Below are 12,049 nucleotides of genomic sequence, written 5' to 3' on the forward strand. Positions count from 1 at the left end.
TTCCGAGGAGTAGTCTATGGATGTGGAAGAAATTGTGGCCCTTAGTGTAAAGCATAACGTCTCCGATCTACACCTGTGCAGTGATTCGCCACCGCGCTGGCGCAGATTAGGTCGGCTTGAACCCGCTCCCTTTCCGCCTCCCGATGTCGGAGCGTTATTAAAAGCATGGCTCAACGATGAGCAGCAGGGGATATGGTGGGCAAAGGGGCAGGTGGATTTTGCCGCGACGGTAACGGGAGGCCAGCGGCTGCGCGGCAGTGCCTTTAAGCAGATGAGAGGTGTCTCTTTGACGCTGCGGCTGTTGCCGCGTAGCTGCCCACAGCTCTCTTCGCTGGGCGCGCCGCGGGCTATCCCGGAACTGTTGTCCAATGACGCCGGGCTGATTCTGGTCACGGGGGCGACCGGCAGCGGCAAATCCACTACGCTGGCGGCGATGGTCGATTTTCTCAATCACCATGCTGACGGCCATATCCTCACGCTTGAAGATCCGGTGGAGTTTATCTACCAGAGCGAACGTTGCCTGATCCAGCAGCGTGAGATAGGCCAGCACAGCCCGTCATTTGCCGAAGCGCTGCGCAGTGCCTTGCGCCAGGATCCGGACGTTATTTTGCTGGGGGAGCTGCGCGACAGCGAAACGATCCGCCTGGCGCTGACGGCGGCGGAAACCGGCCATCTGGTGCTGGCGACGCTGCATACGCGCGGGGCATCGCAGGCGATTGAACGGCTGGTCGATACGTTCCCGGCGCAGGAGAAAGATCCGGTGCGTAGCCAGCTGGCCGGTAGCCTGCGGGCGGTGCTGGCGCAGAGGCTGCTTCCCGATCTACAGGGCGGGCGCGTCGCGTTGTATGAACTGCTGGTGAACACTGCGGCGGCGGCGAATTTGATTCGTGAAGGGAAAACGTGGCAACTGCCCGGCATCATCCAGACCGGTCAGCAGGCAGGAATGCAGAACTTTGACCAGAGCCTGGCGGAGAGACGGGCGCAGGGGCGGCTTTAGACCCCTGTGTTTAAAAGCCCTGGTCGAAATAGCTTTCGAGGATGATTACTGCTGAAGCGGAGTCCACGCTGCCTTTGTTGAGCGCCCGGAAGCCGCCGTGCTCGAACAGGCCCGCACGCGCTTCGACGGTGCTTAGACGCTCGTCGTGAAGCTTCACGGAGACGCCAAAGCGGCCATGGATTTTATTGGCGAACTTACGCGCCCGGGCGGTAAGCGGCTGTTCTGTACCGTCCATGTTCAGCGGGAGCCCAACAATCACGTCATCCGGCTGCCACTCTTTGAGCAGACGCTCGATAAGATTCCAGTCTGGCGTGCCGTCGTTGGCCTTCAGGGCCGTAAGCGGACGCGCGGTACCGGTGATGCGCTGACCCACGGCGACGCCAATGCTTTTAGTACCAAAATCGAAGGCCAGAAGCGTTCCGCTCATCAGGCGTGCCCCGCTACGCCAGGCATGGTAAGGATATCAATGCCAATAAGCTTTGCCGCGTCACGCCAGCGATCGGCGATCGGGGTTTTAAACAGGATATTCATGTCCGCAGGCGCGGTAAGCCAGGCGTTATCGAGGATCTCTTGCTCAAGCTGGCCTTTCTCCCACGACGAATAGCCCAGCGCCACCAGCACTTCAGAAGGCTGCTCAGCGGTGCCCAGCGTTTCAAGCACGTCGCGCGAGGTCGTGATGACGGTGTTATCCGAAATTCGAATACTTGAAGAGAATACCGGCGGCGTATGCAGGATAAAGCCGCGATCTTCTGCAAGAGGTCCACCCAGCATCACCGGTTTATCAAGCCGGATTTCCGGAAGTCGCGCTTCAGCCGGTATTTTCAGCTTGTCCAGAATTCCTTCAACCTGAAGATTTTCCAGCGGTTTATTAATGATAATACCCATCGCGCCGTCTTCATTGTATTCACAAATATAAACCACGGCGCGGCGAAAAATCGGGTCCTGGAGAGCAGGCATGGCAATAAGAAAGTGATGCTGTAAATTCATTGTCAGAGGTACTGTTTCCTGGTTTAAAAAGCGACAGCGCCCAGTATGGGGACAAACACAGGCGCTGTCACTAATAGTATTGTTAGGTTATTTCTGTAAACGTTTTTCGATAGCGTCCATCAGCATTCCGGTGATCGAAATCGGGAATTCCGCTTCAATTTCACGAATGCAGGTCGGGCTGGTGACGTTCACTTCGGTCAGACGATCGCCGATGATATCCAGGCCAACGAAGATCAGGCCTTTGGCTTTCAGCGTCGGGCCAACGCGACGGGCAATTTCCCAGTCGCTTTCGGTCAGCGGACGCGGCTCGCCGCGGCCACCGGCTGCCAGGTTCCCACGAGTTTCGCCACCCTGCGGGATACGCGCCAGGCAGTAAGGAACCGGTTCGCCATCTACCACCAGAACGCGCTTATCGCCGTCTTTGATCGCCGGAATATAGTTCTGTGCCATGCAGTAGCGCGTACCCAGTTCGGTCAGCGTTTCGGCAATCACGCCAATGTTCGGGTCGCTCTCTTTCACGCGGAAAATCGACGCGCCGCCCATGCCGTCCAGCGGCTTCATGATGATATCGCCGTGCTTCTGCCAGAATTCTTTCAGCTGCGCTTTGCTGCGGGTCACCAGGGTTTCCGGCGTCAGGTCAGAGAACCAGGCGGTGTAGAGCTTCTCGTTGCAGTCGCGCAGGCTCTGCGGCTTGTTGACGATCAGCGTGCCTTTCTCTTCTGCACGCTCAAGGATGTAGGTGCTGTAGATGTATTCGGTGTCGAACGGCGGATCTTTACGCATCAGGATGACGTTGAGATCGGCCAGGGCAATATCCTGCTCGGTGCCGAACTCGTACCATTTGTCGTAGTTCTGCTCGACGTTAACGATGCGGGTGCGCGCGCGGGCTTCACCGTTGATCAGGTAAAGATCGTTCATCTCCATATAGTGGAGTTCATAGCCGCGACGCTGCGCTTCCAGCAGCATGGCGAAGCTGGAATCTTTCTTGATGTTAATGTTTGCGATGGGGTCCATCACGATGCCGAGCTTGATCATGTTCTTCTCCGTTAATGCTTCAACCCAGATCGCCAAACCGTACCTGTAGCGCGGTAATGGCCGTGAGTGCCGTTGTCTCAGTGCGCAGAACGCGAGGTCCCAACAGAATATCAGTAAACTGGTAACGTGCCGTCATCGCAATTTCATCCGCCGACAGGCCGCCTTCGGGGCCAATCAGCAGGCGTACGCGCTCAACGGGCAGAGGCAGCGTATTGATGCTGGCGCTGGCGCGCGGATGAAGATTGAGCTTCAGCCCGCTCTCCTCTTCTGCACACCAGTCCTCCAGATCCATCGCCGGGCGGATCTCCGGAATACGGTTGCGGCCACTCTGTTCGCAAGCCGCAATGGCAATTTTCTGCCACTGCTGGATCTTTTTGTTCAGACGTTCCGCATCCAGTTTAACGCCACAGCGCTCAGAAAAAAGTGGCGTAATGAGGCTTACACCCAGTTCAATGGATTTCTGAATGGTGAACTCCATTTTCTCGCCGCGCGACATCACCTGGCCCAGATGGATGTGCAGCGGTGATTCCCGGTCATCCACTTCGCCACGCAGGACGTTAACGTGTACGTTTTTTTTATCAGACCGCGTGATTTCCGCGTCGAAAACCTGGTTCGAGCCGTCGAACAGCTGTATTGCCTGACCTGCGCCCATGCGCAGCACGCGGCCAACGTGGTTGGCGGCGTCATCAGACAGAGCGATTTCGCGGCCTGCGGTAATCAGTTCAGGATGGTAAATGCGGGGAATGCGCATAGTCAGAAATTCCATGTGTCATGCGATATAAGCGAATTGCCGTAGTGTAGGTTAGCTCTTTTGCGCCTGGCAAGCCCGCTGGACGTAAGGGTTGTGATTCCCCTGGACTCTGGCGATGCGTTCGTCGCGCTGGCATTCCCACTCCGTCACCGGGTACTGCTTGTCCCAGGCGTTGAACAGCTGCGTCTGCTGGCGGGAGAGGTTGAGGTCGTAACGGTCACGCATATAGAAGTAGGTGCGGGCAATGCTGCCGCGCGCGCGGGCAGGGGGCTCGGCGACTTTCTCTTTAAAATCAACCTTCATACCGCACTGGCCGTACTGGCCTTCGCCACCGTTCCACTGGCTGTACATGAAATTACCCCGGTCACCGTTCACTTCACCGACGGCAGGCTGCAGGTTATGCATATCGCTTTCCATCTGGCGATAAACCGGATCTTTGGCGCAGTTTTTACGTCCGCCATCCTGCCAGCACTGGCGCTGGTGGCCAAACTGCCAGGCCGGAACGACATGTTCCCATTCAATGCGGCTGGCGCGGTTTTCGTTTTTACGCACCTTATAGCCGCAGGACTCAAGGTCAACGACCCCTTTTTTACCCTGCCAGTTAATTTTACAGCCGCAGTAGAAATCGCCCGGCACATCGGCGTTCACCTTCACGCCTGCTGCCTTGGCCTGGGAAAAACTGTTGATACCGTCGGCCAGAGCATGGCCTGAGAGCGCCGTCGTCAGAAAGGCGACCGCGAGAGAAAAATTACGGGACATCTTACACTCCGTGTCAAAACGAGCCCGCAACGTAACGAATGTTGTTCCCGTATGCAATCAGTCAGATCAGGAAAGTTCCTGAAAGTTCAGATGATTATTCCGCAACCAGCGGCTCGCCGCATTTGACGCAGCGGTAGGTCGCCTCGCCGCGCACCACGCGATTATGGCGGCGGACGGTAAGCTGGTGCTGCTGACACTGGCAGCGGTAGGGGAAGGTATTGCGGCGCACCGATTCCAGCTCGAACTGATGGGTACGGCGTGCCGGAACGCCGAGCACCGCTTCCATCATCCACTTCCACTCTTTTCCGTGGGGCGCGACGCGTCCGAAGTGTTTCCACACCAGCAAATGCGCCAGCTCGTGCGGTACCACTTCCTCGATAAACGCCTGCTGGTTTTCCATCATCAGCACCGGGTTAAGGCGGATCTCATAGGGCTCGAGCCAGGCGGTACCCGCCGCGGTTCCGCGCTGCTGATAAACGATCTTAGGTTCAGGGTAATTGCGACCGAGCTTCAGGTTCGCCTGGGCGAGTTTTTCCCGCAGGCAGCGCATAACGGCTTGCTGAAGGGCGATGGGGAGACGGGGTGCTTTCATAGAGGCAGAGCATAAAGTGCGAAGCGGGGAGGCGCAAGAGGCGCCTCCCGCATGAGGATTAGTCGTGGGCGCCGATTTCGCGCAACGGACGACCTTTCATCAGGTTACGTTCAATATGTTCCAGAGAAACGTGTTTGGTTTCTGGAACCAGCCAGATAGTCAGCACAATAAAGAAGATGTTCAGACCAGCGTAGACCCAGAAGGTGTTCGCGTTGCCCAGGGTATTGAGCATGGTCAGGAACGTTGCGCCGACGATCATGTTGGCAATCCAGTTGGTTGCGGTAGAGCAGGTGATACCAAAATCACGCCCTTTCAGCGGCTGGATCTCAGAGCACAGCACCCAAATCAGCGGGCCGGCGCTCATCGCAAACCCGACGATAAACATCAGCAGCATGCCGACCGCAAAGTACTGGGCGGTTGGTGAGTGAATGCCCACATGCATCATGGTACCGAGGACACCCATACCGGCCGCCATCACCAGGAAGCCCAGCGTCAGGGTTGGCTTACGTCCCCAGCGGTCCACCAGGCCGATGGCGATAAAGGTCGCCAGCACGTTGGTCAGACCCACGATGACGGTTCCCCACATTTGTTCGGTGGTGTTGGTATAGCCCGCCAGCTCAAAGATTTTTGGCGCGTAATACATGATGACGTTCATCCCGGTGAACTGCTGCATCACCTGAAGCAGCACGCCGAGGAACACCGCGCGGCGGAAGTTGCTGTTCTCTTTAAACAGCGCCCAGCCGGACTGTTTGACCTTCAGGCTTTCGCGGATCTCTTCCAGCTCGTTTTTCGCTTCGGCGCTGGTGTCGCGCAGGCGCATCAGTACGCGTTCGGCATCGTGGAATCGACGTTTCGCGGCAAACCAGCGCGGGCTGTCCGGCAGGAAGAAGACGCCAATCAGCAGCAGAATTGCCGGGATGATGATCACGCCGAGCATCCAGCGCCATGCGCCGCTGTAGCTAAACGCGGTATCGGAAAGATACGCGCCCAAAATACCGATGGTGATCATGAGCTGATACATCGAAATCATACTGCCGCGGATTTTCTCCGGCGCGATTTCAGACAGGTAAAGCGGGGCGGTATAGGACGCCACGCCCACGGCCAGGCCGAGCAGCACGCGGGAAACCAGCAGGACCTCAACGTTAGGCGCTGCGGCAGAGAAGAGTGAACCGGCAACGAACAGGATCGCGCCGATCATCAGGCTCTTTTTACGCCCGAGCTTGAAGGAGAGCCAGCCGCTGCCGACGGCACCGACGGCGGCGCCGAACATCATGGAGCTGACCACCCACTCCTGGGTGTGAGCGCTGATCTGGAACTCGTCAGTGATGAAAGGTAATGCACCGGCAATCACGCCGATATCCAGGCCAAAAAGTAATCCTGCCAGGGCGGCGAGGAAACAGACGAAGAATGTCATCGCCTTGTTGGACGTACGCCCCTGTTTTTTATTGTCAGGCATTATGCCCTCCAGTTGGGTTATCAGTTTTATTGATGTAAAGGGTAGGTGAGTGACCCGTAAAAATATGTGAGATTAATCACATTGGTGTAATCGGTTACACTAACGCGCAACCGTAAAAATAATTAAAGCTTTGAAAATATAGAGGTAAACGAGGTGATATGCATCGCGAAAGAACACATTTCAGACTTAACTGAAAGGCGATGTAACAGCAGAAGAAAGGCGATCATGCAAAGAGAATATTCTGAAAGCGAGACGCGTCCGGTGCGGTGTAATCGGTACCATATGTGCACCTTTGCGGCGCCACCAACAAAAAAAGGCCAGCCCGAAGGCTGGCCTTTTATCACGCAGATGTCAGTCGATTACTTCAGACCGGCAGCTTCACGCAGCAGGGCGGCTTTGTCGGTTTTTTCCCATGGGAAATGTTCACGACCAAAGTGACCGTATGCCGCGGTTTCTTTGTAGATTGGGTGCAGCAGATCCAGCATCTGAATCAGGCCGTATGGACGCAGGTCGAAGAACTCGCGCACCAGCAGCGTCAGCTGTTCTGAAGGCACTTTCTCGGTACCGAAGGTTTCAACCATGATGGAGGTTGGCTCAGCTACGCCGATCGCGTAGGAAACCTGGATCTCACAGCGGTCAGCCAGGCCGGCTGCAACAATGTTTTTCGCCACATAACGTGCCGCGTACGCCGCAGAACGGTCAACTTTAGACGGATCTTTACCAGAGAACGCACCGCCACCGTGACGCGCCATGCCGCCGTAGGTATCAACGATGATTTTACGACCGGTCAGGCCGCAGTCACCCATTGGGCCGCCGATAACGAAGCGTCCGGTTGGGTTGATGAAGAATTTGGTCGCAGAGCTCAGCCATTCGGTCGGCAGAACCGGCTTGATGATCTCTTCCATCACTGCTTCCTGCAGGGATTTCTGATCGATATCTTCGGAATGCTGGGTAGAAAGCACTACCGCGTCAATCCCAACGATTTTGCCGTCGTCATACTGGAAGGTGACCTGGCTTTTCGCATCCGGGCGCAGCCACGGCAGGGTGCCGTTTTTACGCACTTCAGCCTGACGCTGCACCAGACGGTGTGCGTAGGTGACCGGTGCTGGCATCAGCACGTCGGTTTCGTTGGTTGCATAGCCAAACATCAGGCCCTGGTCGCCCGCGCCCTGTTCCAGCGGATCGGCACGGTCAACGCCCTGGTTGATGTCTGGAGACTGTTTGCCAATCGCGCTCAGAACCGCGCAGGAGTTGGCATCAAAGCCCATATCAGAATGCACATAGCCGATCTCACGCACCGTATTACGGGTGATCTCTTCGATATCAACCCATGCGCTGGTGGTGATCTCACCGCCAACCAGAACCATGCCGGTTTTGACATAGGTTTCGCACGCTACGCGCGCTTTAGGATCCTGCGCCAGGATCGCATCCAGCACCGCATCGGAGATTTGGTCAGCAATTTTATCAGGATGTCCTTCTGATACGGACTCGGACGTAAACAGGTGTTTTGCCATGTTTTATTTCACCTAAGAGGAATTTGGTTAGCTCAAGCTGCTGTGCGGAATAGCCAAAGGAGATAATTCTACCAAGGCCTGCAGGTTTTTGACACTGGCAGTATGAGTGTTAATCAGTATAGATGGATTAACATCTGGACGGCTATTTTAGGTCACTTCTTCGCCCGATTTCCAGTTTTTTTTGACTAACCTCTCACTCAGTTGAAATTGCTGCTGGCAATAATTCCTGACGGCCCCGGCAACACGCACATTTATCTTTTGCTTTTTACCCCTGTTCTCGGTATAAAACGCGGCGCGCGGCTCATATAAAATAAGCGCTCGATGAACTCATCGTGTCGCCACTTCCAGCCGGGTTAAGCAGTGAACTTTTAGCTTTGGCTTGTGGTCCGTTTCAACAGAGGCGGCCGTGGAGGTGATACGAGATAATGAACCATCGTTTTCCGCACATTCAGCGCAGCCGTTCTGGCGCGTATTTGATTCCCGCAACCCGCATTTCTAGTCTGCAAACCTGCCGATGTTATACCCATCTCGGCGCTTCTCAGGATTCCAGGGCCGGTCACGCTTTGTGAAAACTGAACAAGGGCGCTCTTGTTAATACAAGAGTTTTCTCGTGGTTTCGCCGAACCTTGTCATACAGAGTTCGGATACGTGTTTTACAATGATATGAATAAGAAACCGGTCGCACGGTCTGGTTTTCAGCATACTCTGCTGGGAAACGGAGCCGTTTATGGGTTGTTATCGCCGTATAACGCTGCGATAGTAGTCAACTGTTTTACACTTATTACAAAGAGTTGAGGTTCGCTATGTCTGACGACATGTCTTCTTTTTCGCCTTCGTCAGCGGGCGAACAGGGTGTACTACGTTCTATGCAGGAGGTTGCGATGAGCTCCGAGGAAGCCAGCAAGATGCTGCGCACTTACAATATTGCCTGGTGGGGCAATAACTACTACGACGTCAACGAACTGGGCCACATCAGCGTCTGCCCGGATCCGGACGTCCCTGAAGCGCGCGTGGATCTCGCGAAACTGGTGAAAGCCCGTGAGGCTCAGGGCCAGCGTTTGCCTGCACTGTTCTGCTTCCCGCAGATCCTGCAACATCGCCTGCGTTCTATTAACGCCGCGTTCAAGCGCGCGCGTGAGTCCTACGGCTATAAAGGCGACTATTTCCTGGTTTACCCGATCAAGGTGAACCAGCACCGCCGCGTGATTGAATCCCTGATCCACTCCGGCGAGCCGCTGGGCCTGGAAGCAGGCTCCAAAGCGGAGCTGATGGCGGTTCTGGCCCATGCGGGCATGACCCGTTCAGTGATCGTCTGTAACGGCTATAAAGACCGTGAATACATTCGTCTGGCGCTGATTGGCGAGAAGATGGGCCACAAGGTCTATCTGGTTATCGAAAAGATGACCGAAATCGCCATCGTGCTGGAAGAGGCCGAACGTCTGAACGTGGTGCCGCGCCTTGGCGTGCGTGCGCGTCTGGCGTCACAAGGTTCCGGTAAATGGCAGTCCTCCGGCGGCGAGAAATCCAAGTTCGGCCTGGCGGCAAACCAGGTGCTGCAGCTGGTGGAAATCCTGCGCGAGCGCGGTCGTCTGGACAGCATTCAGCTGCTGCACTTCCACCTCGGCTCGCAGATGGCCAATATTCGCGACATCGCCACCGGCGTGCGTGAGTCAGCGCGTTTCTACGTTGAGCTGCACAAGCTCGGCGTGAATATTCAGTGCTTCGACGTGGGCGGTGGCCTCGGCGTGGACTACGAAGGGACCCGCTCGCAGTCTGACTGCTCGGTGAACTACGGCCTGAACGAATACGCGAACAATATCATCTGGGCGATCGGTGATGCCTGTGAAGAGAACGGCCTGCCGCACCCGACGGTGATCACCGAATCAGGTCGCGCGGTGACCGCGCACCATACGGTGCTGGTCTCTAACATCATCGGCGTTGAGCGTAGCGAAATCAGCGAAGCGACGCCTCCGGCAGACGATGCTCCGCGTTCCCTGCAAAGCATGTGGGAAACCTGGCAGGAAATGCACGAGCCGGGCACGCGTCGTTCCCTGCGCGAATGGCTGCACGACAGCCAGATGGATCTGCATGATATTCACGTGGGTTATTCTTCAGGCACCTTCAGCCTGCAGGAGCGCGCGTGGGCGGAGCAGCTCTACCTGAACATGTGCCATGAAGTGCAGAAACAGCTCGACCCGAGCAACCGCGCGCACCGTCCGATTATCGACGAGCTGCAGGAGCGTATGGCGGATAAGATTTACGTCAACTTCTCGCTGTTCCAGTCGATGCCGGATGCCTGGGGTATCGACCAGCTGTTCCCGGTTCTGCCGCTGGAAGGGCTGAACCACGCGCCGGAACGTCGTGCGGTGCTGCTGGATATCACCTGTGATTCCGACGGTGCCATCGACCACTACGTCGACGGCGACGGTATCGCAACGACGATGCCAATGCCGGAATACGACCCGGAGAACCCGCCGATGCTGGGCTTCTTTATGGTCGGCGCGTATCAGGAGATCCTCGGCAACATGCACAACCTGTTCGGTGATACCGAAGCTGTGGACGTGTTCGTGTTCCCTGACGGCAACGTGGAAATTGAGCTGTCCGATGAAGGAGACACCGTGGCGGACATGCTGGAATACGTTCAGCTGGATCCGAAAAAACTGCTCACTCAGTTCCGCGACCAGGTGAAAAACACCGGTCTGGACGATGCGCTCCAGCAGCAGTTCCTGGAAGAGTTTGAAGCGGGCCTGTACGGGTACACCTACCTGGAAGACGAGTAGGAAAACGCCCTCTCCCACAGGGAGAGGGCGGGGTGAGGGCATCAGACCGCACAATGCCCTATACTCACTTGAACCCGTATGCATTACCGGCGATAATTCGCCCCAATAAGCGATTTACGAATCAATCCCTTCCTCGTCGGGTTTAACGACGCGGAGGGGATTTTTTTTCATCTGTTTTTAATGTATCGACTTTAAAAGAGGTCAGGACATGAGCACTTTAGGTCATCAGTACGATAACTCTCTGGTATCTAACGCGTTTGGTTTTTTACGCCTTCCGATGAACTTCCAGCCGTACGACAGCGACGCTGACTGGGTGATCACCGGCGTGCCGTTCGATATGGCAACATCTGGCCGCGCGGGGGGGCGTCACGGCCCGGCAGCGATCCGTCAGGTTTCCACTAACCTGGCCTGGGAGCATAACCGCTTCCCGTGGAACTTCGACATGCGCGAGCGCCTGAACGTGGTGGACTGCGGTGACCTGGTGTACGCCTTCGGCGACGCGCGTGAGATGAGCGAGAAGCTGCAGGCGCACGCCGAGAAGCTGCTGGCTGCCGGTAAGCGCATGCTCTCCTTCGGCGGCGACCACTTCGTGACCCTGCCGCTGCTGCGCGCCCATGCGAAGCACTTCGGTAAAATGGCGCTGGTGCACTTCGATGCACATACCGACACCTACGCGAACGGCTGCGAGTTTGACCACGGCACCATGTTCTTCACCGCGCCGAACGAAGGTCTGATCGACCCGAACCACTCCGTGCAGATCGGCATTCGCACCGAGTTCGACAAAGACAACGGTTTCACCGTGCTGGATGCGGGCCAGGTTAACGATCGCGGCGTGGACGACATCATCGCGCAGGTGAAGCAGATCGTGGGTGATATGCCCGTGTATCTGACCTTCGACATCGACTGTCTGGATCCGGCATTTGCACCGGGTACCGGTACGCCGGTCATCGGCGGTTTGACCTCAGATCGTGCCATCAAGCTGGTGCGCGGCCTGAAGGATCTGAACATTGTCGGGATGGACGTGGTGGAAGTGGCGCCTGCGTATGACCAGTCCGAGATCACCGCGCTGGCCGCAGCGACTCTGGCGCTGGAAATGCTCTATATTCAGGCAGCCAAAAAAGGCGAATAAGCCTCGCCTTGCGTGAAAAAAAACCTCTCTCTTGAGAGGTTTTTTATTG

Annotated in this window: 12 protein-coding genes and 1 pseudogene; 5 read left to right on the top strand and 8 right to left on the bottom strand. The window is 56.3% G+C overall.

The features are described 5' to 3' along the window. The first annotated feature begins 16 nt into the window (after positions 1-16). Positions 17-997, top strand: a complete 981-nt coding sequence (locus QMN93_RS19430) for a type IV pilus twitching motility protein PilT (protein ID WP_073001283.1) — start codon at positions 17-19, stop codon at positions 995-997. Between the two features lie 10 nt (positions 998-1,007). Here the strand turns inward: QMN93_RS19430 and ruvX are convergent, their stop codons facing one another. The 8 genes from ruvX to metK all read right to left on the bottom strand — a co-directional run bounded on the left by ruvX (position 1,008) and on the right by metK (position 8,091). Continuing rightward, positions 1,008-1,424 carry a Holliday junction resolvase RuvX gene (ruvX, locus tag QMN93_RS19435; RefSeq protein ID WP_029739223.1) on the bottom strand — a complete coding sequence of 139 codons (417 nt, stop codon included), beginning with the start codon at positions 1,422-1,424 and terminating at the stop codon, positions 1,008-1,010. Then, positions 1,424-1,984, bottom strand: coding sequence for a YqgE/AlgH family protein (locus QMN93_RS19440; protein ID WP_008499752.1), 561 nt, complete (start codon positions 1,982-1,984; stop codon positions 1,424-1,426). The genes ruvX and QMN93_RS19440 overlap by 1 nt, the downstream gene beginning before the upstream one ends. Before the next feature lie 87 nt (positions 1,985-2,071). Next, positions 2,072-3,019: a glutathione synthase gene (gene gshB, locus QMN93_RS19445; RefSeq protein WP_029739222.1), complete on the bottom strand. Its 948-nt coding sequence runs from the start codon at positions 3,017-3,019 to the stop codon at positions 2,072-2,074. Positions 3,020-3,038: 19 nt separating this feature from the next. Further along, positions 3,039-3,770, bottom strand: coding sequence for a 16S rRNA (uracil(1498)-N(3))-methyltransferase (gene rsmE, locus QMN93_RS19450; RefSeq protein WP_058841908.1), 732 nt, complete (start codon positions 3,768-3,770; stop codon positions 3,039-3,041). Positions 3,771-3,821: 51 nt separating this feature from the next. Continuing rightward, positions 3,822-4,529: a deoxyribonuclease I gene (gene endA / locus QMN93_RS19455; protein WP_023333343.1), complete on the bottom strand. Its 708-nt coding sequence runs from the start codon at positions 4,527-4,529 to the stop codon at positions 3,822-3,824. A gap of 94 nt (positions 4,530-4,623) precedes the next feature. Further along, entirely contained in the window at positions 4,624-5,121 is a 498-nt protein-coding gene (locus QMN93_RS19460) for a SprT family zinc-dependent metalloprotease (RefSeq protein ID WP_045888327.1), read from the bottom strand. Positions 5,122-5,179: 58 nt separating this feature from the next. Then, positions 5,180-6,577: a galactose/proton symporter gene (gene galP, locus QMN93_RS19465; protein ID WP_023309123.1), complete on the bottom strand. Its 1,398-nt coding sequence runs from the start codon at positions 6,575-6,577 to the stop codon at positions 5,180-5,182. A 359-nt stretch (positions 6,578-6,936) separates the two neighbouring features. Beyond that, entirely contained in the window at positions 6,937-8,091 is a 1,155-nt protein-coding gene (gene metK, locus QMN93_RS19470) for a methionine adenosyltransferase (RefSeq protein WP_010435443.1), read from the bottom strand. A gap of 479 nt (positions 8,092-8,570) precedes the next feature. On the opposite strand from metK, the pseudogene QMN93_RS19475 reads away from it, so the two are divergent. The 4 genes and pseudogenes from QMN93_RS19475 to speB all read left to right on the top strand — a co-directional run. Beyond that, positions 8,571-8,660, top strand: a pseudogene (locus tag QMN93_RS19475) (hypothetical protein); the annotation flags it as partial. Positions 8,661-8,754: 94 nt separating this feature from the next. Continuing rightward, positions 8,755-8,886: an acid stress response protein YqgB gene (gene yqgB / locus QMN93_RS19480; RefSeq protein ID WP_127341063.1), complete on the top strand. Its 132-nt coding sequence runs from the start codon at positions 8,755-8,757 to the stop codon at positions 8,884-8,886. Positions 8,887-8,894: 8 nt separating this feature from the next. Further along, positions 8,895-10,871, top strand: a complete 1,977-nt coding sequence (gene speA, locus QMN93_RS19485; RefSeq protein ID WP_023309121.1) for a biosynthetic arginine decarboxylase — start codon at positions 8,895-8,897, stop codon at positions 10,869-10,871. Between the two features lie 208 nt (positions 10,872-11,079). Next, positions 11,080-12,000 (top strand): agmatinase, encoded by a 921-nt coding sequence (speB, locus tag QMN93_RS19490; protein ID WP_014071686.1) that lies wholly within the window; start codon positions 11,080-11,082, stop codon positions 11,998-12,000. Positions 12,001-12,049 lie beyond the last annotated feature (49 nt).

The organism is Enterobacter sp. R-1.6.2, from assembly GCF_035064085.1.
Classification (GTDB): domain Bacteria; phylum Pseudomonadota; class Gammaproteobacteria; order Enterobacterales; family Enterobacteriaceae; genus Enterobacter; species Enterobacter asburiae_B.